This window comes from Pseudomonas sp. NBRC 111119 (assembly GCF_001320125.1).
Lineage (GTDB): Bacteria > Pseudomonadota > Gammaproteobacteria > Pseudomonadales > Pseudomonadaceae > Aquipseudomonas > Aquipseudomonas parafulva.
Window position 1 is genome coordinate 1 of sequence record NZ_BCAV01000009.1, and the last position, 21,688, is coordinate 21,688.

At 65.9% G+C, this 21,688-nt stretch carries 21 protein-coding genes; 10 read left to right on the forward strand and 11 right to left on the reverse strand.

All coding sequences use genetic code 11. From position 1 onward, the window contains the following. Positions 1-61: 61 nt before the first annotated feature. The 7 genes from APH25_RS04915 to APH25_RS04945 all read right to left on the reverse strand — a co-directional run bounded on the left by APH25_RS04915 (position 62) and on the right by APH25_RS04945 (position 6,897). Positions 62-1,492, reverse strand: a complete 1,431-nt coding sequence (locus APH25_RS04915) for a PLP-dependent aminotransferase family protein (protein WP_060481261.1) — start codon at positions 1,490-1,492, stop codon at positions 62-64. 64 nt (positions 1,493-1,556) lie between these two features. Continuing rightward, positions 1,557-1,895 carry a hypothetical protein gene (locus tag APH25_RS04920; RefSeq protein WP_028634395.1) on the reverse strand — a complete coding sequence of 113 codons (339 nt, stop codon included), beginning with the start codon at positions 1,893-1,895 and terminating at the stop codon, positions 1,557-1,559. Positions 1,896-2,020: 125 nt separating this feature from the next. Further along, the gene (glcF, locus tag APH25_RS04925; protein WP_060481262.1) at positions 2,021-3,265 is read right to left on the reverse strand and encodes a glycolate oxidase subunit GlcF; all 1,245 of its coding nucleotides are present in this window, start codon (positions 3,263-3,265) and stop codon (positions 2,021-2,023) included. 9 nt (positions 3,266-3,274) lie between these two features. After that, the gene (gene glcE / locus APH25_RS04930; RefSeq protein ID WP_060481263.1) at positions 3,275-4,327 is read right to left on the reverse strand and encodes a glycolate oxidase subunit GlcE; all 1,053 of its coding nucleotides are present in this window, start codon (positions 4,325-4,327) and stop codon (positions 3,275-3,277) included. Further along, the gene (gene glcD / locus APH25_RS04935; RefSeq protein ID WP_060481264.1) at positions 4,327-5,826 is read right to left on the reverse strand and encodes a glycolate oxidase subunit GlcD; all 1,500 of its coding nucleotides are present in this window, start codon (positions 5,824-5,826) and stop codon (positions 4,327-4,329) included. The genes glcE and glcD overlap by 1 nt, the downstream gene beginning before the upstream one ends. Before the next feature lie 101 nt (positions 5,827-5,927). Continuing rightward, entirely contained in the window at positions 5,928-6,245 is a 318-nt protein-coding gene (locus APH25_RS04940) for a DUF2388 domain-containing protein (protein ID WP_028634391.1), read from the reverse strand. Between the two features lie 118 nt (positions 6,246-6,363). Continuing rightward, the gene (locus APH25_RS04945; protein ID WP_028634390.1) at positions 6,364-6,897 is read right to left on the reverse strand and encodes a GNAT family N-acetyltransferase; all 534 of its coding nucleotides are present in this window, start codon (positions 6,895-6,897) and stop codon (positions 6,364-6,366) included. 135 nt (positions 6,898-7,032) lie between these two features. Here APH25_RS04945 and APH25_RS04950 point away from each other — a divergent pair, with 135 nt between their 5' ends. Continuing rightward, positions 7,033-7,659 carry a glutathione S-transferase family protein gene (locus APH25_RS04950; RefSeq protein WP_060481265.1) on the forward strand — a complete coding sequence of 209 codons (627 nt, stop codon included), beginning with the start codon at positions 7,033-7,035 and terminating at the stop codon, positions 7,657-7,659. A gap of 13 nt (positions 7,660-7,672) precedes the next feature. Here the strand turns inward: APH25_RS04950 and mrdA are convergent, their stop codons facing one another. Beyond that, entirely contained in the window at positions 7,673-9,568 is a 1,896-nt protein-coding gene (gene mrdA, locus APH25_RS04955) for a penicillin-binding protein 2 (RefSeq protein ID WP_060481266.1), read from the reverse strand. 263 nt (positions 9,569-9,831) lie between these two features. Here mrdA and APH25_RS04960 point away from each other — a divergent pair, with 263 nt between their 5' ends. After that, a complete protein-coding gene (locus tag APH25_RS04960) occupies positions 9,832-10,323 on the forward strand; it encodes an isochorismatase family protein (protein WP_060481267.1) in 492 nt (163 codons plus the stop codon). A gap of 29 nt (positions 10,324-10,352) precedes the next feature. Here APH25_RS04960 and APH25_RS04965 read toward each other — a convergent pair whose 3' ends face one another. Continuing rightward, positions 10,353-11,051 (reverse strand): pirin family protein, encoded by a 699-nt coding sequence (locus APH25_RS04965; RefSeq protein ID WP_028634386.1) that lies wholly within the window; start codon positions 11,049-11,051, stop codon positions 10,353-10,355. Between the two features lie 222 nt (positions 11,052-11,273). Between APH25_RS04965 and APH25_RS04970 the strand changes: the two genes are divergently transcribed. Next, entirely contained in the window at positions 11,274-13,685 is a 2,412-nt protein-coding gene (locus APH25_RS04970) for a UvrD-helicase domain-containing protein (protein WP_060481312.1), read from the forward strand. A gap of 185 nt (positions 13,686-13,870) precedes the next feature. Beyond that, on the forward strand, positions 13,871-14,797 hold the full coding sequence (locus APH25_RS04975; protein ID WP_060481268.1) for an alpha/beta fold hydrolase: 927 nt from the start codon (positions 13,871-13,873) through the stop codon (positions 14,795-14,797). A gap of 6 nt (positions 14,798-14,803) precedes the next feature. Here the strand turns inward: APH25_RS04975 and APH25_RS04980 are convergent, their stop codons facing one another. Next, positions 14,804-15,373, reverse strand: a complete 570-nt coding sequence (locus APH25_RS04980) for a hypothetical protein (RefSeq protein ID WP_060481269.1) — start codon at positions 15,371-15,373, stop codon at positions 14,804-14,806. Positions 15,374-15,481: 108 nt separating this feature from the next. Here APH25_RS04980 and APH25_RS04985 point away from each other — a divergent pair, with 108 nt between their 5' ends. The 6 genes from APH25_RS04985 to APH25_RS05010 all read left to right on the forward strand — a co-directional run bounded on the left by APH25_RS04985 (position 15,482) and on the right by APH25_RS05010 (position 21,196). After that, positions 15,482-16,159, forward strand: coding sequence for a thermostable hemolysin (locus APH25_RS04985; RefSeq protein WP_060481270.1), 678 nt, complete (start codon positions 15,482-15,484; stop codon positions 16,157-16,159). Then, positions 16,149-17,609: an AMP-binding protein gene (locus APH25_RS04990; RefSeq protein WP_060481271.1), complete on the forward strand. Its 1,461-nt coding sequence runs from the start codon at positions 16,149-16,151 to the stop codon at positions 17,607-17,609. The genes APH25_RS04985 and APH25_RS04990 overlap by 11 nt, the downstream gene beginning before the upstream one ends. 15 nt (positions 17,610-17,624) lie before the next feature. Then, the gene (locus tag APH25_RS04995; RefSeq protein ID WP_060481313.1) at positions 17,625-18,305 is read left to right on the forward strand and encodes a TenA family transcriptional regulator; all 681 of its coding nucleotides are present in this window, start codon (positions 17,625-17,627) and stop codon (positions 18,303-18,305) included. Continuing rightward, the gene (locus APH25_RS05000; protein WP_060481272.1) at positions 18,292-19,086 is read left to right on the forward strand and encodes an SDR family oxidoreductase; all 795 of its coding nucleotides are present in this window, start codon (positions 18,292-18,294) and stop codon (positions 19,084-19,086) included. Before APH25_RS04995 ends, APH25_RS05000 begins: the two co-directional genes overlap by 14 nt. Positions 19,087-19,160: 74 nt before the next feature. Next, positions 19,161-19,823, forward strand: a complete 663-nt coding sequence (locus APH25_RS05005) for a response regulator transcription factor (protein WP_028634378.1) — start codon at positions 19,161-19,163, stop codon at positions 19,821-19,823. Further along, a complete protein-coding gene (locus tag APH25_RS05010) occupies positions 19,820-21,196 on the forward strand; it encodes a sensor histidine kinase (protein ID WP_060481273.1) in 1,377 nt (458 codons plus the stop codon). Before APH25_RS05005 ends, APH25_RS05010 begins: the two co-directional genes overlap by 4 nt. Here APH25_RS05010 and APH25_RS05015 read toward each other — a convergent pair. Next, positions 21,193-21,579 (reverse strand): VOC family protein, encoded by a 387-nt coding sequence (locus APH25_RS05015; RefSeq protein WP_060481274.1) that lies wholly within the window; start codon positions 21,577-21,579, stop codon positions 21,193-21,195. The two genes, APH25_RS05010 and APH25_RS05015, sit on opposite strands and share 4 nt — an antisense overlap. Positions 21,580-21,688 lie beyond the last annotated feature (109 nt).

The following is a 21,688-nucleotide window of genomic DNA, read 5'->3' on the forward strand; positions in this document are numbered from 1 at the left end:
ACAGTTGCACCCACAGGTTTCTGTTGAGTCAAAATGGCGTGACGGGCCGTGAAGCGGCCCATCACCCCATACCCTGCAGCACATCCCGCACCCGATCCAGCGCCGGGTCGATGTCCAGCAGGTCGATAGCCCCAAAACCCATCATCAACCCGGCCCTTACCGGCATTTCACTGAAGAACGGCGCCAGCGAGTACAACCCCACACCCGCAGTGTTCGCCAGCCTGGTCAGCCGTTCCACATCGACCCCAGGGCGCGCCAGTGCGCTTAGGTGCAAACCCGCGTGGGCGGGTATTGCGCCCAACCAAGGCGCAAGGTCGCCCTCCAGCCGTGCCAGAATGCGCTCACGCCGGGCGCTGTACACCTCATGGCAACGGCGGATGTGCTTGTTCAGGTGCCCTTGCCCCACAAAGCGCGCCAATGCCCATTGCAAAAGTGTGGGGCTGTGCCAGTCGCTCAGCTGCTTGGCCACGCAGGCGGCGTGCAGTACCGCCGCTGGCAGCACGGCATAACCCAGGCGCAGTTCAGGCAACAAGGTTTTCGAGAACGTGCCCACGTAGGCCACCACCCCGTGCTGGTCCAGGCGCTGCAGCGCATGGGCGGCAGGGCCGTGGTAGCGGAACTCGCAGTCGTAGTCGTCTTCGATGATCAGCGCGCCCAGCGTGGCCGCACGTGCCAGCAGCGCATGCCGGCGCGCCTCGCTCATCGGTACGCCCAGTGGGAACTGGTGCGAAGGGGTGACGTAGATCAGCTGGGTGCCTTCGGCGATCTGCTCCACGCACAAGCCTTGCTCATCCACCGACACCGACTGCACACGTGCGCCCAAGGCCAGAAACAGCTGCCGCGCCGGTGGGTAACCTGGGTCTTCCATGGCCACCTGGCAACCCGGTTCCACCAGCACCCGGGCGATCAGGTCCAGCGCCTGCTGGGCGCCGTTGCACACCAGCACATCGTCGGCCGAGCAGTGCACGCCGCGGGCATAGGCGATGTGGTGGGCGATGACCTCTCGCAGCTCTTGCAGGCCCTGGGCGGGGAACTGCCGCTGTGCATGGCGCTGGCAGCGCCGCGCAGCGTCGTTCAGGCAACTGCGCCACTGGTCGAACGGGAACTGGGCCTTGCTTGAGGCACCGCCGACGAAATCATAGCGCACAGGTTGCTGCGGGCGCTGGCCCAGCACCGTGGCGCGTTGTTGCCAGCGCTGCAGCGAGGCACTGCCGGCCAGGGCGATGGGGCTGGCCTCGGCCGCGCGGTTTGGCTGGCGTGGGGTGATGAAGGTGCCACGGCCCACCACACCGCTGAGCAGGTTGTCGTAGGTGAGGCGTGAGTAGGCTTCGGCCACGGTCTTGCGGGACACGCCCAGCTGGACTGCCAGCAAGCGGCTGGGCGGCAACTGGCTGCCCGCCGCCAAATGGCCACTGTCGATGCTGGCGCGCAGCTGCCGGTAAAGCTGGTCGGCCAGGCCTTTGCGGCCTTCGAGGCGGATGTGCAGTTCCATGGTGCGATCCGGTGCGGAGGGCCGCTCAGGATAGCGGATTTGCCGCCGCTGTTGCGCTGGCCGTTCACAGCCGGGCAGTACTGACCGTGATGTAGTGCTTGTCGGGCAGCAGGATGCGGATCATGGTCTCGTCCGCAGGTGCGTGGCGGTTGCGTTTGATCGACACGCCCTCCAGCGCCACGGCTTTCATGTGCTGGGTGATCGCCCGCCCGCTGGCATCGAAGAATGCCTCGCTGGCGAGCAGTTCGATCCGTTCGATAAGCTGCCGCGTACGTTCGTCGGTGGCACAGAAAAACAGCACCCCGGACAAATGCGGGTCATCCTCCGGGTTGCTGAGGTCGTGGGCCAGCAATTCGCAAAGGCTGCTGCGCAACTGGGCGATGGTCGGTGGGTAGGGGGGCATGGGCGGCTTCCTCGGGTGCTCAATCCAAGCCGATCATGTTTTCTCCACGGAAGGCTAACAAGTAAGACGTTTCTGATACTGCACTAGGAAGCTTCCTAATCTGACGGTCGTGAACGCGCCACGGCCTAGGCCAACGGTGCTTCAGTGCCTGTCAGATCAAGTGCCGCCTCGACGATTTCCACCCAATGCCGCACGGGCGTGCGCCGGGCACCGCCCAGGTGCACCTGGCAGCCGATGTTGGCGGTGGCGATCAGCTGCGGGTTGCCGCTTTCCAGGGCATCCAGCTTGTTGTCGCGCAGTTGCAGTGCCAGCGCCGGCTGTGTGAGCGAGTAGGTACCGGCCGAGCCACAGCACAGGTGGCCGTCCGGCACGCTGGTCAGGCTGAAGCCCAGCCGCAGCAACAGGGCTTCCACCGCGCCGCCCAGCTTCAATGCATGCTGCAGGGTGCACGGGCAGTGAAAGGCCAGGCGCTGCCCGGTGTTTACCTGCAGTTGTTCGACCGGTTCGTTGGCCACCACCTCCACCAGGTCGCGGCACAGGCCACTGACCGTGGCCGCTTTATCGGCGTAGGCCGGGTCGCCTGCCAGCAGGTGCCCGTACTCACGTACAAAAGCGCCGCAGCCGCTGGCGGTGATGACGATGGCCTCGGCACCGGCGGCGATTGCCGGCCACCAGGCATCGATGTTGCTCCGTGCACGCTGCAGGCCCCGCTGCTGGGCGTCCAGGTGATAGTCGACCGCGCCGCAGCAACCCGCCTGTGGCGTGGTTGCAACGCTGATACCCAGGCGGTCCAGCAGGCGAGCGGCAGCCGCGTTGGTCGCCGGCGACAGGGCGGGTTGCACGCAGCCTTCGGGCAGCAGCACCTGCCGCGTGTGCCGCGCGGTGGGGCGTGGACCAGGCGCCGGCTGGTGCGCCGGCAGCTTGTTCCTCACGGCGAGCGGCAGCAACGGGCGCAACACCTGGCCGCTGCGCAACACTGCCTTGAACAGCGCCGGGCGTGGCAGCACGGCACGCAGACCCTGGCGTAGCAGGCGCTGACCCAGTGGGCGAGGGATCTGCCGCGCGGCGAACCCCCGGCCAATGTCCAGCAGGTCATGGTACTTCACCCCCGATGGGCAGGTGGTTTCACAGCTGCGGCAGGACACGCAACGGTCCAGGTGCAACTGGGTACTGGCGGTGACCACCTGGCCTTCGAGCATCTGCTTGATCAGGTAGATCCGCCCGCGCGGGCTGTCCAGCTCATCCCCCAGCAACTGGTAGGTCGGGCAGGTGGCGGTGCAGAAGCCGCAGTGCACGCAGGACCGTAGAATGCTGTCGGCTTCGTCGGCGCGGTCCAGGGCACGGGCGTGTTTGCTGAGCGTGGTCTGCATGGTCTGGCCTCACAGGTCCGGGTAGAGACGGCCGGGGTTGAACACCCGCTTGGGGTCCATCTGGTGCTTGAGTGCACGGTGGTAGCGCATCAGCGCTTCTGGCAAAGGCGGGCTGTGGTGCACGCCGGTGCCATGACAAGTCGCATGGCCACCGGCCTGCTCGGCAATGGGGTGGATGCTGTGGGCGTCTGCGGCGCACTTCAGCCAGCGCTGCGCGCCACCCCAGTCGAGCAGCTGCCTGCCGGGCAAGGGCAGATCACCTGTGGCAATCGGCAATGACAGGCGCCAGAGCGGCTCGGCACCTGCGAAAAAGGCCAGGCGCTGCTCGCGCAGCTCGGCCCAGAAACCGCCGTCTACCACTTCGCCGCCCAGGCGCATGCGTGCCGACTGCACCGACCCTTCACCGCCTTCCAGGCGCAACCACAGGGCATCACCGTCATGGCAGGCGGCGCTGATCGGCAACGGCTGCTGGCCCCAGCGCAGCAGTTCGGCCAGGGCCTGTTGGCGGCTCATCGGCAGGCACAGGCTGAGACACTGGCGCGGCCGGGGGAGCACTTTCAACGACACTTCGGTCAACACGCCCAGGCAGCCGAAACTGCCGGCCAGCAGCCGTGACACATCGTAGCCCGCGACATTCTTCATCACCTCGCCGCCAAAGCGCAGCAACGTGCCGTGGCCGGTGATCACCCGCGTGCCCAGCACATAGTCACGCACCGAACCTGCCCAAGGGCGCCTGGGCCCAGACAGCCCGGCAGCCACCATGCCACCCACGGTGGCCCCAGGTCCCAGATGCGGTGGCTCGCAGGGCAGCATCTGCCCGGCCTGGTGCAAAACTGCTTCGATTTCCTGCAGCGGCGTACCGGCGCGGGCGGTGATCACCAGCTCGGTGGGGTCGTAGCTGACGATGCCACGGTGGCAACGGGTATCCAGCACCTGGCCAATCACCGGGTTACCCAGCATCGCCTTGCTGCCGCTGCCTTGAATGGCCAATGGCGTCTCTGATTCCAATGCCCGGCACACCTGCTCCAGCAGGGCCTCGCTCATGTCCCGGTCAAGGCTCATCAGAACCGCTCCAGTTGCGGAAACGGCAATTGCCCGTGGTGCACGTGCAATGCGCCGAATTCAGCACAACGGTGCAGGGTAGGGATGTTCTTGCCAGGGTTCAGCAGGCCGCGGGGGTCGAAGGCCGCCTTCACTGCATGAAACAGGCGTAGCTCGTCGCTGTTGAATTGCGCGCACATCTGGTTGATCTTTTCCCGGCCGACCCCGTGCTCGCCGGTGATGCTGCCCCCCACCGCCACGCAAAGCTCCAGAATTCTGCCGCCGAGGGTTTCAGCCAGTTCCAGCTCGCCGGGCAGGTTGGCATCGAACAGAATCAGCGGGTGCATGTTGCCGTCCCCGGCATGGAACACATTGGCCACCCGCAACCCGTGCTCGCAGGCCATTTCTTCAATGCGCTTGAGCACGTGGGCCAGTTGCCGGCGCGGGATGGTGCCGTCCATGCAGTAGTAGTCTGGCGACAGCCGCCCCACAGCCGGAAACGCATTCTTGCGCCCCGCCCAGAAGCGTACCCGCTCAGCCTCGTCACGGGCCAGGCGCACCTCCCGTGCGCCGGCCTGTGCCAGCACTGCCGCCACCCGCTCGCAGTCGTCCTGCACATCGGCTTCCACGCCATCGAGTTCGCACAGCAGCATGGCTGCTGCATCTACCGGGTAGCCGGCGTGAATGAAGTCCTCCGCAGCCCGAATGGCCAGGTTGTCCATCATCTCCAGCCCACCTGGAATGATCCCTGCGGCAATGATGTGCGCCACAGCGCGCCCCGCGTCTTCGACGCACTCGAAGCTGGCCAGCAGCACCCGCGCCACCTGCGGTTTGGGCAGCAGCCTCACGGTGACCTCGGTGACCACCCCCAGCATACCTTCGGAGCCGGTGAACAGCGCCAGCAAGTCGAAACCTGGGCTGTCCAGGGCTTCGCTGCCCAGGGTCAGGTGTTCGCCCTCGATGGTCAGTATCTCGACCTTGAGCACGTTGTGTACGGTGAGCCCGTATTTGAGGCAATGCACACCCCCGGCGTTCTCCGCAACGTTGCCGCCAATGGAGCAGGCAATTTGCGAGGACGGATCGGGGGCGTAATACAGGCCATGGGGCGCGGCGGCCTGAGAGATGGCCAGGTTGCGGACACCCGGCTGCACCCGGGCAAAGCGGCCCTCCGGGTTAACTTCGAGAATGCGGTTGAGGCGCGCCATGACCAGAAGCACGCCTTTGGCCAGGGGCAGGGCGCCCCCGGACAACCCCGTCCCGGCACCGCGCGCCACGACCGGCACATTGCGCTGGTGACACAGGCTCAGCACGGTCTGCACCTGATCGGTTCGCTCCGGCAGCACCACCAGCAAAGGCAGCGTGCGGTAGGCCGACAGGCCGTCGCATTCGTAGGGTGTCAGGTCTTCTTCACGGTGCAGCACCTGCAGATCGGGCATCGCTTGGGTAAGGGCCTGGCGCAGGCCTTCCCGGTCTATGGCAGGTAACACGCCGTCGATGCGTTCGTCGTAGAGCATCGTCATGAATGACTCGGTTCTTATTGTTATGGGGGGCAGGAAACGCCCCAAGCATAGCGATGCCGGCCAGACATCACGACCTTGTCACTTGGCCGGCACGCAGGCCCTCATTGCTGGGCGACCAGGTCGTCCTGGGACAAAATGGCCTGGGCAAGTTCGTCATCGCTGGCCTGCAGGCCAGGGTGGTCCTTGCGCGCCTGTTGCAGGGCCGCCTCAACATAGGCGCCCCGGATCGCGCCACCGCTGGCAACGAATGCAGACAACTCGTCACGGGCGGGGATGATCCGTTTGTCGTCTTTGAAGGTTGAATACAGCGAGGCCGATACACCGGCCGAGGTGGCGATGTCACGCCCGTCGACACGGGCCAGTGCCGCACCGGCAGGTACTAGAAGTAGCAGGGCAGGGACGAGCATAAGGTGGCGCATGTCGTGTTCTCCAATAGGGTGACGCCCAGGGAAGATGACCACTCACAGTTTATGAGGCCAACCCACCAAGGGTAGTTCCATTGCCGCGTCGGGCCACCCGCGGCTGCGGCTTGAGGCGTCAGGCCACGGCTGACGGCGCGCCCCGGCGATACAGCGGCCTTGGCGTGGCGGGTTGCTGGTCACAGTGCTGGTGGCCGGTCAGCGCAAAACCTGCCCGTTCAGCCAGGCGCTGGCTGGCGGCATTGTCAGCGGCGGTGGTGAGCCAGACCGGTGCCGCGACCGCATCCAGCAGGCAAGTGAGAGCCTCACGCATCAGCCCCTGGCCCGCGCAGGCCTGGTTCACCCAATAGCCCACCTCATAGGCGCCGTCGCCAGGGGTCAGGCCAATGCAGCCGATAACCGCGCCACTGTCGGGCGCCAGCACGAAGTAGCGCTTTTCCTTGGTGGGCTCGTGGAATGTTTCGGCGCTGGTCTGCAGGTTGTCGCGCACTTCGTCCAGGGTCCAGTCAGGCTTGGCCCACTCCAGAAAAGGCTGATGCAGGGTGTAGCTGTGGAGCAGTGCCTGATGCACCTGTTGAGCGAATGCCGGGGCAGGGCGTACCAACAGGGTACGGGCCGTGCTCAGGGTACGGGGGAGTGGGGGGTAAGGCATGGTGAGCCGTCCTTGCGCAGTGAAGACAGCATCTAAGCACAGCTTCATGACCGTTTGCACCGGGCCATTGACCAGACCGGTTGGCCCATGGTCTGCTCGCCCTTGCCCCAATCACCTCACGCTAGGATCGCGCCCATGGCCGAATACACGCTGCACTGCTTCGCCGAGTCTGGTAATGCCTACAAGGCTGCCCTCATGCTCGAACTCACCGGGCAAGACTGGCAGCCGGTTTTCGTCGATTTCTTCAACGGCCAGACCCGCGAGCAGGTCTGGCGTGATGAAGTGAACGAGCAGGGTGAGGTACCGGTGCTGGAGCATTACGGTAAATCGCTCACCCAGTCGGCGCTGATTCTTGACTACCTCAGCCAGCGCACTGGCCAGTTCGGCCCGAAGGATGATGATGAGAAGCGCGAGATCTGGCGCTGGATGCTGTTCGACAACCACAAGTTCACCAGCTATTACGCAGCGCTGCGCTTTCTATTCTGCCTGAAGAACACCGGTGAGACGGACGTGACCGGTTTTCTGCGCGAGCGCGCCACCGCTGCCTACCGCATCGTCGACGCGCACCTGGCGAAGACGCCGTTCATGGTCGGCGCTCGGCCGACCATTGCTGACCTGTCACTGGCAGGCTATGTGTTCATGCCCGAAGACACCGGCATCGACCTGGCGGCATTCACCCATATCGAGGCCTGGAAGGCGCGGCTGCAAGCACTGCCGGGCTGGAAGCACCCCTACGACCTGATGCCCCGCGCGGCCGCCTGAAACCAGGCAGCCGCTACCCGTGCGGTGACGCCTTGGTGGTGTTGCCGCTGGCGTACTGCGGCTTGAGGTGCCCCTGGTCATCCAGCAGGTAGGCGTCCATCACTTCCCGCACCACCGGCCCTGCCACGCGGCCGCCTGCTTCGCCGTTTTCGATCATCACCGCCACCACCACGCTGGGGTGCTCGGCGGGCGCAAAGCCGACGAACAGGGCGTTGTCGCGGTGACGCTCAAGGGTCTTGTTGCGGTTATAGCGCTCACCCTGCTTGATGGCGACCACCTGCGCCGTGCCGCTCTTGCCGGCGATGCGGTACTGGGCACCTGCCGCCGCCGCCCGGGCAATGCCGCGCGGGTCGTGCATCACCATCTGCATGCCCTGGCTGACCTGGTCCCAGGCGCGCCGGTCGCGCAGCACGATATCGGGCATGGGGTTAGGGTCTACCGGTGTGTCGCCGCCCACCGTCATGGCCAGGTGCGGGCGGTGCCACACCCCCTTGCTGGCCAGCAGGCTGGTGGCCTGCGCCAGTTGCAACGGCGTCACCTGCATGTAGCCCTGGCCAATCCCGAGAATCAGCGTTTCGCCCGGGAACCAGGCCTGGCGCCGGGTGGCCCGCTTCCACTGCGCCGAGGGCATCAGGCCGGACGATTCTTCGAACATGTCCAGCGAGACCTTCTGGCCCAGGCCGAATTCGGCCATGTAGTCGTGCAGGCGGTCGATGCCCAGCTTGTGTGCCAGGTCGTAGAAGTAGGTGTCGTTGGACCGCATGATCGCGGTGTACAGGTCTACCCAACCGTCACCGGTGCGGTTCCAGTTACGGTACTTGTGGTCGTAGTTGGGCAGTTCGTAGTAGCCAGGGTCGAATACCCGGCTACCCGGTGTGATCACGCCACTGTCCAGGCCCGCGATGGCCACCTCGGGCTTGACCGTGGAACCTGGGGCATACAGCCCGCGCAGTACCCGGTTGAACAGGGGGCGGTCGATGGAATCGCGCAGCTCGGCATACTGCTTGAAGCTGATGCCCTTGACGAACAGGTTGGGGTCAAAGCTGGGGTTGCTGACCATCGCCAGTACATCGCCATTGGCCGGGTCCAGTACCACCACCGAGCCACGGCGATCACCCAGGGCCTTTTCCGCAGCCTGCTGCAAGTGGGCGTCCAGCGTCAGCACAATGTCCTGCCCCGGGGTCGGGTCCTTGTGGTTGAGTACGCGCATCACGCGGCCCTGGGCATTGGTTTCCACCTCTTCGTAGCCCACATGGCCGTGCAGCTGGCTTTCGTAGAAGTGCTCGATACCGGTCTTGCCGATCGACTGGGTGCCGCGGTATTCGGTGCTGTCGAGGGCCTTGGCTTCTTTTTCGTTGATGCGCCCCACATAGCCGACCGAGTGGGCGAAGTGCGCGCCCAGGGGGTATTCGCGGATGAACTGTGGTTCCACGTCCAGGCCCGGCAGGCGGAACTGGTTGACCGCCACCAGGGCAATCTGCTGCTCATCCAGCCCAACCATCAGCGTGACCGGCTCAAACGGCTTGCGACCGCGCCGCAGGTCCTTGTCGAACTGCTTGCGGTCTTCTTCGCCAAGGCCCAGCACCTGCGTCAGGGTATCGAGCACCTGGGCGGTGGCGCCGCCGGTACGTTCACGGGTCATGGTCAGGTCGAAGCTGGGCTTGTTGTCGGCCAGCACCACGCCGTTGCGGTCGTAGATAAGCCCCCGCTCGGGGGCGATGGGCAGCACATGCACCCGGTTGTTTTCCGACACCGCGCTCTGCTGGGCATGCTGCAGTACCTGCAGCACGTAGAGGCGCCCCACCAGCACGGCCACCAGGCTGAACACCAGGGCAGCGCAGGCCAACAGCCGACGGTTGACCAGGTTTTTCTCCTTGTCGTGGTCCTTGAGGGGGATCGGTTGCGGCATCGGCTCGGTCTGCTGGGGTACTGGGCGAAGGCGCGTGGCCTGCCGGGGCATGGGGGGCAGTGATGCTACGCAAGGCAAGAGCCACGCTCAAGGCGCCAGGCCCCGCCGCCCGCCCGGCCTGGCGTGCCACGCCCGCCAGCACAGGGCTGGCTGCAAGATGAAGATTTGTTCATTGGCGCCGCTGGCAGCGTTACTGCGCGCACCTGCCATACCCACGCAAGCAGGTATACTCGCCGCCCGTTCTTCTACCCCGGAATATGCCAATGCGTCAGGTTTTACTCGTCGTCGATGTCCAGTCCACGTTCAGCCCGCCGGAATGGCTGGTGGATGGCCTGCGCGTGCTGTCGGCGAACATCCCGACCATTGCCTCGGTGGAGTTGCATGACGAGCAGGTAACGCCCTTCGAACGGCAGCTCGGCTGGCACCCCGCAGCCCAGGACGACAGCCTGATCGAGGCCGACCAGGTGTTCGTCAAGCATGGTTACGGGCAGAGCGCAGAGGCCATTGCCTACATCCGTCAGCTGGGCGTGGAGCGTGTGCTGGTGTGTGGCCTGCAAACCGACACCTGCGTGCTGGCGGCAGGCTTTGCCCTGTTCGACGCAGGGCTGATGCCGACGCTGGTTACCGACATGACGGTGGGCTCTGCCCTGGACCGCAGTGCGAAGATGGGGATCGCCTTGTGGCAACACCACTTTGGCCAGGTCACCACCTCGGCTGAAGTGCTGGCTGACCTTGCGGGTGAACGCCAGGGCTGAGCCAGCCGGCGAGGGTAGGGTGGCCGGGGTCAGGCCACGTCTACCAGCACGATCTCGCTGTCTTCCAGGGCGGTTACCCGCAGCACCGCCTCTTGCTCGATCGCCACACCGTCACGCGCCTTGGCCTGCACACCATTGACTTCGACCCGCCCTTTGGCCGGCACCAGGTAACCGCGGCGGGCCGTGTCGAAATGGTACTCGGCGGTTTCGCCGGCGCGCAGGGTGGCGGCTACCAACCGCGCGTCGGTGCGAATCTGTAAGCTGCCTTCGTCGCCCTCGCGGCCACTGGCCAGGGTGACGAAGCCCTCACCGCGCTCGCCTTTGGGGAATGGCCGGGTGCCCCAGGCCGGGGCATCACCGGTGCGCTCGGGGATGATCCAGATCTGGAAGATGCGCGTGTCCACCGCTTCGCGGTTGTACTCGCTGTGCACGATGCCAGTGCCGGCACTCATCACCTGCACGTCACCCGCTTCGGTTCGGCCCTTGTTGCCCAGGCTGTCCTGATGGCTGATGGCCCCTTCTCGCACATAGGTGATGATTTCCATGTCCCGGTGCGGGTGTGGCGGGAAGCCACTGCCTGCCGCGATCAGGTCGTCGTTCCAGACCCGCAGGTTGCCCCAGTGCATCCGTGCAGGGTCGTGGTACTCGGCGAACGAGAAGTGGTGATGGGCGTCAAGCCAGCCGTGGTTGGCATGGCCCAGGCTTTCGAAAGGTCGCAGTTGCAGCATGATCAGGTTCCTCGGTGAGGTTGGAATGGCACCATCATGCGTCATTCACGTATCGAAAATAAGTGTAAATATTGGCTTTATACAATCTATGTACTCGATATTTTTATAGGGAAGGATTTATGCGCTTCATCGCCTAATGCACTGATCCGCAAGCAATTGCTGGTAGTTTTTGCGTGCAGCGGCGAACATTGGCAGCTGTTTTTGCCAGACAACGGAGTGACCGTGGCCAACGAGCAACCCCAGGCCCTCGCCGAACTGATCCCACCCGCCCAGTTGCCCTGGTTCCGGCGCCTGGTGGCCCGCTTGCTGGGCCGCTGGCTCACCGGCCTGCAGGCGCAACACCGCCATTCGGTGGAGTATGGCCGCGCTGAAGGCTACGAGGCCGGGCGGCAAGTGCTGGTCATCCGTGATTGCCGGTCCGACCTGCCGGCGGTCCCCGGCCAGGACGACAACCTGTTCGACGATTGGCGCCTGCCCTTGACCGCAGAGCTGAAGAAACGCTTCAAGGCCGATGTCGCCCAGCGCTTGCCGGCCCACTCACAACCCAGTGCCGCACAGTGGAAGCTGATTTTCAGCGACACGCCCTCCACGTGCGTGGTGGCCGGGGCGGGCGCGGGCAAGAGTACCTCCCTGGTGCTGCGCATCCTGTTGCTGCGCCATTACCTGGGTTATGAGCTGGACGCGATGACCGTGGTCACCTTCACCCGCGAGTCGCGCAAGGATTTCATCAAGCGCCTGTTGCAGGTGTTTGCCTTGTGGCAGATCAACCTGCTGCCAGCCCAGGCCCGCGACCTGGTGCGCACCTTCCATTCACGTATCCTGCCGCTGGTGCGCAGCCTGCCGGGCTTCGACAGGGTGCAGGCGTTCGAGACCCTGGGCAACGACCTGCCGGCCGGCCAGGAGGCGGGGGCCGACAGCAACCCGTTCGACCTGCGCCTTAACGATGCCCAGCGCCAGCAGTTGAACCAGTGCTACAGCACGTTGCTGGGCCATAGCCCGCGTTTTGCCGAGCTGGTCGGCCAGTTGCGCAACGAAGCGCTGCAGCTCAAGCCGCTGGACCCCGACAACCCGGATGTGCAAAAGCGTGCCCAGGTCACCCAGTTGGCGGCCCAGCGCGATGAAGAGCTGTGCGATGTAATCGAAGACCTGTGGTTTGCAGCAGGCGCCTGGCCCATAAAGGGCATCGAACCGTGCCGGGAGACGGTGTCGATACGCGGCAGCCGCTTTCATGTGCACGGTCGCCTGGGGCAGGGCGGGCCGCTGCTGGTGCTGGGTTTCGACCCGTCCGAGAGCGCGCAATACCAGCGCCCGGGTGCCAAGCTGGCGGTGCGCGGCGAATGGGCGGTCAAGCGTACCTTGTTGCAGGCCTTCTGCGACCAGCCCCTGATCTGGCTGGACAACTACGCCATGGCCCGGCGCCTGGCCGCCTCGCTGGCCGGTGATGCCGTAGCGGGCCCAGGCTTTGAATACAAGGTGAAGGGCGAGCTGGCCCCGGCGCCACTGCTGGATGCATTCGTGGCGGCGGCCAACTTCATCGAAAACCTCGGCCTGGATGTGCCCACCGCCGTGCGCGCCATGCAATTTGCGTCAGGCGACAGCGATGCATTGTTCTTCGAGGCGCTGGCCCTGTATTGGCGCGCGCTGGAAGGGCATCTGCTGGACCAGTCGCCCCCGGTCATGACCTACAACCACATGTTCGCCCTGTTCGGCGAGAACAACGCGGAAAACCTGCGGTTGCTGCCCGACCCGCTGCTGCGCCCGCTGGCGCACCTGATGATCGACGAATTCCAGGACGTTTCGCCGCAGATCGTCAGCTGGCTGCGTGCGTGCCTTGCCGAGATCCGCCGGCGCGGCTCAGCCATGCACGTAGGCCGGCAAGCTCAACACTCATCGCTGATGTGCGTGGGCGATGACTGGCAGTCGATCTATGGCTGGCGCGGCAGCTCGCCCAAGTACTTCATGGAGTTCACCAAGGCCTTCCCCACGCCCGCCAATACGCGCGTGCTGCTGGTTGACAACTACCGTTGCCAGCAGCAGGTGATCGATGCGGCCGAGCACCTGGTCAAGGGTACCCCGACCATTACCGGCAAGAAGGCCCGTGCCAGTGGCCCGGCGGCGGCGTTGCCCGGCACCCCGGTCAAGGTGTTCGACCGCGACGAGGCAGCACTGGGCCAGACCCTGATCGAACACTACCAGCGTGGCGAATCGGTGCTGATGCTGTACCGCAAGGGGGCCGATCGCGCCCTGATGAGCGAGCACCTGCACAGCGTGATGCAGGCCGAGTCGGCGCTGCCCCCCGAGCAGCGTCGGTTGCGCCAGCTCACCTACCACAGTGCCAAGGGCCTGCAGGCCGACGCGGTGTTCATGCTGGGTGATTGCCAATACCTCACCCGTTCACCTTACAAGAACCAGGTGTACCGCCTGGCGGGGCTGGGCAAGGCCGGCGATGGCCAGCCGTTCGACACGGCGCAAAAGGACGAGGTGCAGCGCCTGGCCTATGTGGCCGTGACCCGGGCGGTGCAGCACTGCTACTGGCACGTGGAGCCGGCCAATGGGGACGGTGTGGTGGCGGCCCGGGCGTCCAGCCAGGTCGATGCCGGGCAGGTGTTTTTCGAGGACTGCCGCGGGCAGTAGGGTCGGTGACGGTTAAGTCACCGTCGGTGAGGGGCCAGTGGCCGGGCGTTTCTTGGGCCAAGGTTGAGTGTCGGCGCCCAGAGCGGCCCGGCGCAAGGGTTGCCGCTGGCGACAGGAGTCGAATGCCACGGTGGCGTATTCGGCCTGGAGCGGTCGTACCAGGCATCATGTCAGGAAGCGTACCCATGCGATCATCATCCACACCCAAGGATCACCCCCTGGACCTCCACGGCATCGAAATCGCAGTGCGGTGCTGGGGGCCGGAAGACGGCATCCCCGTGCTGGCATTGCACGGCTGGCTCGACAACGCGGCCTCGTTCGAGCGCCTGGCGCCCATGCTTGATGGCTGCTTCGTGGTCGCCCCCGACCTGGTCGGGCACGGGCGCTCCGACCACCGTCGACACGACAGCGGCTATTACCTGTGGGAACACGCCGAAGACATGTTGGCCGTGGCTGAAAGCCTGGGCCTGGGGCAGTTTCACGTACTGGCCCATGGCATGGGCACCGGCGTGGCCTCGCTGCTGGCCGCCATGACCAGCGCCATTGTCAGCATGACCTTTCTCGACGGCATGGGCGCACCGTTCACGGTGGCCGAGCATGACCGGGTTCAGCATCTGGCCCGGGCCTACCGCCTCAAGCGCATGGTGCAGCGCAGCCAGCTGCAGGGTTTCAGCGAGCGTGACGTGCAGCGTTTCGACGACCTGGACACCGCCCTGGCCCAGCGCCGCGAGCGCCTGGACACCGGCCTGTCCGAAGCCTCCGCCCGGCTGCTGGCCCTGCGCGACTTGCTGCAACTGAACGAGGGTTACTGCTGGCGGCACGATCCTCGGCTGGTGCTCCCCGAGCCCATGCCGCTGACCGAGCGCGAGGCGTGCGACCTGCTCGCCCAGATCCGCTGCCCGTTGTACCTGTTGTTCGGCCGCCAGGGCGCCTTCAGCGGTGAAGCCTTCGGCCGGCGCGAAGCCGCATTGCCCAGCCAGGCCAAAGTGTCCTGGCACCCGGGCGGGCACCACTTCCACCTGGATGCGCCGGACCGCGCGCTGGTGGACCAGTTGCTGCGCATTCTGGCGCGTCATGAAGGCGGGGTACTGCAGCGCCTGGTCAACGAGTAGGTGGAGTCAGTCGAAGTAGCCCCGCAGGCTGAAGCTGTAGCGGGTATCCACGGTCGTGGCTTCGCCGCGGCTCCAGCGCCGGGTGAGGACGAACTCGAAGGCCGGCTCGTACAACCCGTCGCGGACCAGTGCCCCGGCCAGTACCTCTACACCGTACCAGCCGTTTGCCACTTCGATCATGGGGCGGCCTGGGGCCTGGTAGCGCGCCATCAGGTCGCCGAGTGTCTTGGCGGTGAAGTGCTGCAGGATACCCCAGGTGTACAGCATCAGCGCGCCGTGTTCGACCCGTACCACATAGCCATCGCGTTGATGCTTCAGGCGGCTGCCCGGCATGCGCAAGGCCGGTGTCTCGCCCTCGAGGGTGAACAGAATGTGGTAGGGCAGGTTGTCTACCCCTGCAAGTGGCAACACCACGCCCTCGCGCACCGCCTGGTCGCCGGAGTCGTTGTGGGTGAACGCGTAGGCCAGGTCATCTGGCAGTGCATGCTCCTGCTTGAAGCGCTCCAGCAGCTGGATATCCCCGAGCAGAAAGTAGTCCACCAGGTCGTTGAGCACTTCACTGAATTCGTGGCGCATCTGTTTTCCTTGTAAGTGCGCGGAAACGGCTGAGGCAAATGTAGCACTTCAGATTGCCTTCAGATTGCCCGTCGATACTCCCCCGAACTTGACCTGAAGGGGATCGCCATGACCCAGCCAGATTGCACCCGCCTGCTTGCAGTGGCCCTGGGCAGCCAGCCCGGGCGCCTTGCCCATCTGCACCTGGAGCGCCCGGGCGACAGTGGCCGTGTTGCGCTGGAGCAGTTTATCCACGACCGCTTCGCCTGTGTGCATCAGGCCGATGTCCGCCATTACCTGCCCGAGCTGCTCGGCCTGCACGACAGCCAGGGCCACCTGGTCGCGGCGGCGGGCATGCGCCTGGCTGGCACCGGCAAGACCTTCATCGAAGGCTACCTGCAAGAGCCCCTGGAGGCCGCAGTAGCACGGCTAAGCGCTGCGCCAGTGAACCGAGCGCAACTGGTCGAGGTGGGTAACCTGGCCTCGACCAGCGCCGGCAGTGCCCGGGTGATGATTGCCGTGGTGACCTGGCTGCTGGCGAGCCGCGGGCTGCAATGGGTGGCCTTCACCGGTGCCGCCACCCTGGTGAACAGCTTTCACCGGCTGGGGCTGATGCCCACCGCGCTGGCCTTGGCTGACCCGGGGTGCCTGGCAGACGAAGCGCGCTACTGGGGCAGCTACTACGCGCACTGCCCGCAGGTGTTCGTTGGCAATATTCAAGCCGGCTACACGGCCTTGGCTGAGGCTGGCGTGTTCGAGCGCCTGCACTTGCCAGTGGGCTTGCAGGAGGCTGGTCATGCCGCGTGAGTGCCAACTGTTCAAGCAGGTGTTGCAGGCCCACGCACGGGATCGGGCCACGCAACCGGCGGTTGTAGGCCTAGGCGGGCGCTTCACCTACGCTGAGCTGCTGGCCGCAGTGGAGCAGCGCCAGGCCTGGCTGGCAGCGCAGCCTTCCGGCACCTTGGTGCTTGGCCTGGACAACGGCCCCGAAGCCTTGTTCTGGGACCTGGCCGCGCTGTTCGCGGGGCGCCCTGTGGTGGTGCTGCCCACGTTTTTCAGCAGTGCCCAGCGGTGCCACTGCCTGGCCCAGAGCGGGGCGGTGCTGGCGTTGATTGACGAGGGCTTTGCCGATGACCTGCTTGCCGCCGGCTTCAGCGCCGGTGAGCGGTTCTGGCACCGCCTGCCCCCGGCGTGCGCGAGCGTGCCGCCGGGTACCGCCAAGCTGACCTTCACCTCGGGCAGCACCGGCGCGCCCAAGGGCGTATGCCTGGGTGCCCCGGCGTTGCTGCGCGTGGCACGGGAACTGGAAGCTGCCAGCCGCTCTGCGGCACCTGGCATCTACCTGGCCGTGCTGCCCATGGCGGTGCTGCTGGAGAACATCGGCCTGTATGCCGGCCTGCTGGCCGGGGCGCAGCTCATGCTGTACCCCTCGGCGCAACTGGGGTTGCGCGGTGCCAGCCAGGTCGACCTGCGCAGGTTGCTGGGTGCGGTCGCCTTGAGTGGTGCCCACAGCCTGATCCTGGTGCCGCAACTGCTGCTGGGCCTGGTAACCGCTGTCGAGCGTGGGCTGATGCAGGTAGGGCCGTTGCGTTTCGTGGCGGTGGGCGGCGGGCGGGTTGCACCCAGCTTGCTGGCCCGCGCCGAGGCCGTCGGGTTGCCGGTGTTCGAGGGCTACGGCTTGTCCGAATGCGCCTCGGTGGTCTGCCTGAACCGCCCCGGCGACCGGCGCCCGGGCAGCGTAGGGCGGCCGTTGCCCCATGTGCAGGTGCGCATCGCTGAAGATGGGGAAGTGATGGTGGCAGGGTCGATGATGCTCGGTTACCTCGGCGAAGCGCCTTTGCGAACACCCTGGTTCGCCACAGGGGACCTGGGCCGGCTCGACAGCGACGGCTTCCTGCACCTGGCCGGGCGCAAGAAGCACCAGTACAGCACTGCCTACGGGCGCAACGTCAACCCCGAATGGGTCGAGGCAGAGCTGACCCAGGGCGGCGTCATCGCCCAGGCCTTCGTCCACGGCGATGGCCTTGCCCGCAACCTGGCATTGCTTTGGCCGCTGGACCCCCTGGCCGACGCTGCCGCCCTCGAGCAAGCGGTACACCAGGCCAACCAGGGCCTGCCTGATTACGCCCAGGTGCACGCCTGGCAGCGCCTGCCCGAGCCGCTGTCCACGGCGCAGCAGACCCTGACCGCCAACGGCAGGCCCCGCCGCGAGCAGATCCTGCAGCGCTACCAGGCGCTGTTATCCGATGTTCAATGAGCCACGAGGTTGACCATGCCTTTCTTCGACACCCTGCAACAGCACACAGCAGCCGAGCGCGCGGCATTGTTCAGCGTTCCGGTGATCCGTGACGCACTGGCCGGCACGGCCAGCCTGGAGGCCTATGTGGCCTTCCTTGCCCAGGCCTACCACCATGTCCGGCACACGGTGCCACTGATGATGGCCTGTGGTGCCCGCCTGCCGTCCCGCCTGGAATGGCTGCGCGGGGCCGTGTGCGAGTACATCGAGGAAGAATACGGCCATGAGCGCTGGATTCTCGACGACATCCGCGCCTGTGGGGGGGACCCGCAGCAGGTGGCGGCCAGCCGCCCTGCGCTGCCCATCGAACTGATGGTGGCGTACCTCTACGACACCATCGCCCGCGGCAACCCGGTCGGGCTGTTCGGCATGGTCAACGTGCTGGAGGGCACCAGCATCGCCCTGGCCACCCAGGCGGCCGGTAGCCTGCAGAGCAGCCTGGGCCTGCCCGATCAGGCGTTCAGCTACCTCAGTTCGCACGGTGCCCTGGACCAGGACCACATGGCCACCTACCGCAGCCTGATGAACCGCCTGGACCAGCCCGATGACCAGCAGGCGGTGATCGACGCCGCCAACGTGGTCTACCGCCTGTACACGGCGATGCTCGAACAGCTGCCACGTGCTGCGCAGCCGGAGGCCCGGCATGCATTTGCCTGATTGCGTGGCGGTATTGACCGGCGCCAGCGGTGGTATCGGCCTGGAACTGGCCGACCAGCTGTGCGTTGCCGGGGCCAAGGTACTGGCGGTAAGCCGGCAGCCGGGCAGGCTGGCCGAGCTTCAAGCCCGGTACCCCCAGCAATTGCGCTGGCTGCAGGCTGACCTGCGCAGCGCAGAGGGCCGCGGCCAGGTGCTGGCGGCGGCGCAGGCGATGGGCGCCTGCAACCTGCTGATCAACGCGGCTGGCGTCAACCGGTTTGCGCTGCTCGAGCAGATGGACGAAGCCGCCCTGGACGAACTGTTCGACCTCAACATCAAGGCGGCGGTGCAGCTTACCCGGCTGTGCCTGCCCCAGTTGCGGGAGCAGCCCAGCGCGCTGGTGGTCAATGTAGGGTCCATCTATGGCTCGATCGGCTACCCCGGGTACGCCACCTATTGCGCCAGCAAGTTTGCCCTGCGGGGGTTTTCCGAGGCGTTGCGCCGCGAGCTGGCCGATACCACCGTGAAGGTATTGTATGCTGCGCCACGCACCACCCGCACCGCCATGAACGGTGGCGCTGCGCAGGCCTTGAACCAGGCGCTGAAGGTGGGCGTAGACGACCCGCAGGATGTGGCCCGGGCGGTGCTGGCCGCGGTGCAGGCCGAGCGCAGCGAGCTGTACCTGGGCTGGCCGGAGCGGCTGTTCGTGCGCCTCAATGGCATGCTGCCGGCGCTGGTGGACCGCGCCTTGCGCAAGCAGTTGCCGTTGATCCGGCGCCACAGTGGCTGGCCGGGCAAGTGAAGCCTTTTTCACCTTGGCGCCAGGCGCGTTGCTGGCTGCTTTACTCAAGGCGATACGGACATTGAAGGTTGAACATGCGCCTGCTGCTGATTGAAGACGATGCCGCCCTGGGGGAGGGTATCTGCGATGGCCTGCGTCGCGAAGGCTACACCCTGGACTGGCTGCAGGATGGGGTCAGCGCGTTGCATGCCCTGTGCCATGAAGAATTCGACCTGGCCATCCTCGACCTGGGGCTGCCGCGGCTGGATGGCATCGAACTGCTGCGGCGCCTGCGGGCGGCGGGGCGCAGCCTCCCGGTGCTGGTGCTGACGGCGCGCGACGCCACCGATGACCGCATCACCGGGCTGGATGCCGGGGCTGACGACTACCTGGTCAAACCGTTCGACCTCAACGAACTCAAAGCCCGCCTGCGCGCCTTGCTGCGCCGCAGCAGCGGCCGGGCGCGGGTGCTCATCGAGCATGCCGGGGTGTGCCTGGACCCGGTCAGCCAGCAGGTGCAGTACCAGGGCCAGACGGTGGTGCTGACCCCCAAGGAATACCGCCTGCTGCACGAGTTGCTGGCCCAGCCCGGCAAGGTCTTCACCCGTGAGCGCCTGACCCAGCTGCTGTATGGCTGGGACGAAGAGCCCGAGAGCAACACGCTGGAGGTCAACATTTACCAATTGCGCAAGAAGCTGTTCAACGGGTTGATCCGCACGGTGCGCGGCATCGGTTACCTGGTGGAGGGCAAGGCATGAACTCGCTGCGCCAGCGCACGCTGTGGCGGGTGATGCTGTTGCTGGTGATCGGCAGCGGCTTGCTGGGGCTGTACAACTACCACGACAGCCGTCACGAAATCACTGAAGTGTACGACGCCCATCTGGCGCAGAACGCCCGGCTGCTGCAGGGCATCATGAGCCTGCCGGTGCATGACCAGAACCGCGCCGAGCTGTACCGGGCCTTCGACGCGGCCCTTAGCCAGGCGGGCCGGCACCGCGTAGGGCACCCCTACGAGAGCAAGTTGGCCTTTCAGGTATGGGGTGACGACGGTACCGTCCTGGTGCACACCCCCAGCGCGCCGCACCTCAACCAGCCGCCGCGCACGCCGGGGTTCGCGGATGTTGTCGCGGGTGGGGATCGCTGGCGCAGCTTCGTGCTGCCGGTGCCGGAAAAGCGCTGGGTGATCTGGGTGGGCGAGCGCAACGACGTGCGCTACGACCTGATCGACCGCATCGTGCGGCACACCCTGATGCCCTTCATCCTCGGCAGCCTGGCCCTGGCATTGCTGGTGTGGGCAGCCATTGGCTGGGGGCTGGAGCCTTTGCAGAACATGGCCACGGTCATCCGGGGGCGGCATGCCGACTCACTGGAACCGCTGCAACTGGTACCGCTACCCAAAGAGCTGGAACCCATGCAGGCGGCCATCAACCGCTTGCTCGGGCAGATCGACGACCTGTTGCGCCGCGAGCACCGCTTCATCGCCGACGCCGCCCACGAAATGCGCACCCCCCTGGCCATCTTGCGCCTGCATGCGCAGAACGCCCTGGACGCCGGCGATGACGCCGAGCGGCGCAAGGCCCTGCATTTTCTGATGGGGGGTGTCGACCGCCTGGCCCGGGTCGTCAACCAACTGCTGACCTTGGCTCGCCTGCAGCCGCGCCCCGGCCAGCGCGACTGGCCGCTGGTGGACCTCGCCGTGGTGGTGGCCGAGGTGCTGGCCGAGTTCACGCCCTGGATTCTGCAGCGGGGCCTGGAGCCGGCGCTGGAAATTGCCGAGGGCGACTATCGGCTGCGCACCGATGTAGGCGCCCTGGGCATCGCGCTGCAGAACCTGGTGACCAACGCGGTTGATCATTCCCCGCCTGGCGGCCGCGTGCTGGTGACGCTGCAGCGTGAGGGGCTGGCCTTGCTGGTGAGCGTGGAAGACGAAGGGGCAGGTATTCCGGAAACGGAGCAGAGCCGGGTGTTCGAGCGGTTCTACAGCAAGGGCTCGCCCAACGGGGCGGGCTTGGGCTTGTCGATCGTCAGCACCATCATGACCCGCCTGGGAGGCAGCGTGCAGCTACGCAACCGGGCGCCGCAGGGGTTGCGTGCCACCCTGCGCGTCCCGGCCGGGCAGCCTGTCGGCTAATGTTTCTGGATGATTTGTATCAGGTTGCCGCAAGTGTCATCGAACACCGCCGTGAGGGCAGCGTCGGCTTCTGAAGGTGGCTGGGTAAATTGCACGCCTGCCGCACACAGCCGGGTGTATTCGGCCTGCAGGTCGCGCACGCCAAACGACGCGGCGGGTATGCCGTCATGCTTCAGCGCCGCTTTGTACACCTTGGCAGCCGGGTGTGCATCGGGTTCGAGCAGCAGCTCCACGCCATTGGGGTCGTTCGGGGAGGTGAGGGTGAGCCAGCGGTGCCGTCCCATCGGGGTATCGTGCTTGGGTTCGAAGCCCAGTACGTAATGGTAGAAGGCCAGGGCTTTGGCCTGGTCGTCAACGAGGATGCTGGTGACCATGATCTTCATAGGCATGCACCTGGGCTGGGGCTGTTACTACCAGTAAAGACGGTCCCGCGGGTTTGACCAGCCTTGGGCGCAGCGGGTGACCATAAAAAACCTGCTCTGGTCATAGCCA

Excerpts from the sequence above, each read along its gene's own strand:
- APH25_RS04920 (WP_028634395.1), bottom strand. The coding sequence starts at position 1,895 with ATGCCCCCCTACCCACCGACCATCGCCCAGTTGCGCAGCAGCCTTTGC.
- APH25_RS05015 (WP_060481274.1), bottom strand. The coding sequence starts at position 21,579 with ATGAAGATCATGGTCACCAGCATCCTCGTTGACGACCAGGCCAAAGCC.
- APH25_RS04940 (WP_028634391.1), bottom strand. The coding sequence starts at position 6,245 with ATGCGCCACCTTATGCTCGTCCCTGCCCTGCTACTTCTAGTACCTGCC.
- APH25_RS04980 (WP_060481269.1), bottom strand. The coding sequence starts at position 15,373 with ATGCGCCACGAATTCAGTGAAGTGCTCAACGACCTGGTGGACTACTTT.
- APH25_RS04985 (WP_060481270.1), top strand. The coding sequence starts at position 15,482 with ATGACCCAGCCAGATTGCACCCGCCTGCTTGCAGTGGCCCTGGGCAGC.
- glcE (WP_060481263.1), bottom strand. The coding sequence starts at position 4,327 with ATGAGCCTTGACCGGGACATGAGCGAGGCCCTGCTGGAGCAGGTGTGC.
- APH25_RS04990 (WP_060481271.1), top strand. The coding sequence starts at position 16,149 with ATGCCGCGTGAGTGCCAACTGTTCAAGCAGGTGTTGCAGGCCCACGCA.
- APH25_RS04960 (WP_060481267.1), top strand. The coding sequence starts at position 9,832 with ATGCGTCAGGTTTTACTCGTCGTCGATGTCCAGTCCACGTTCAGCCCG.
- APH25_RS04915 (WP_060481261.1), bottom strand. The coding sequence starts at position 1,492 with ATGGAACTGCACATCCGCCTCGAAGGCCGCAAAGGCCTGGCCGACCAG.
- APH25_RS04945 (WP_028634390.1), bottom strand. The coding sequence starts at position 6,897 with ATGCCTTACCCCCCACTCCCCCGTACCCTGAGCACGGCCCGTACCCTG.
- APH25_RS04975 (WP_060481268.1), top strand. The coding sequence starts at position 13,871 with ATGCGATCATCATCCACACCCAAGGATCACCCCCTGGACCTCCACGGC.
- APH25_RS05010 (WP_060481273.1), top strand. The coding sequence starts at position 19,820 with ATGAACTCGCTGCGCCAGCGCACGCTGTGGCGGGTGATGCTGTTGCTG.
- APH25_RS05005 (WP_028634378.1), top strand. The coding sequence starts at position 19,161 with ATGCGCCTGCTGCTGATTGAAGACGATGCCGCCCTGGGGGAGGGTATC.
- mrdA (WP_060481266.1), bottom strand. The coding sequence starts at position 9,568 with ATGCCGCAACCGATCCCCCTCAAGGACCACGACAAGGAGAAAAACCTG.
- glcD (WP_060481264.1), bottom strand. The coding sequence starts at position 5,826 with ATGACGATGCTCTACGACGAACGCATCGACGGCGTGTTACCTGCCATA.
- APH25_RS04995 (WP_060481313.1), top strand. The coding sequence starts at position 17,625 with ATGCCTTTCTTCGACACCCTGCAACAGCACACAGCAGCCGAGCGCGCG.
- APH25_RS05000 (WP_060481272.1), top strand. The coding sequence starts at position 18,292 with ATGCATTTGCCTGATTGCGTGGCGGTATTGACCGGCGCCAGCGGTGGT.
- APH25_RS04950 (WP_060481265.1), top strand. The coding sequence starts at position 7,033 with ATGGCCGAATACACGCTGCACTGCTTCGCCGAGTCTGGTAATGCCTAC.
- APH25_RS04965 (WP_028634386.1), bottom strand. The coding sequence starts at position 11,051 with ATGCTGCAACTGCGACCTTTCGAAAGCCTGGGCCATGCCAACCACGGC.
- glcF (WP_060481262.1), bottom strand. The coding sequence starts at position 3,265 with ATGCAGACCACGCTCAGCAAACACGCCCGTGCCCTGGACCGCGCCGAC.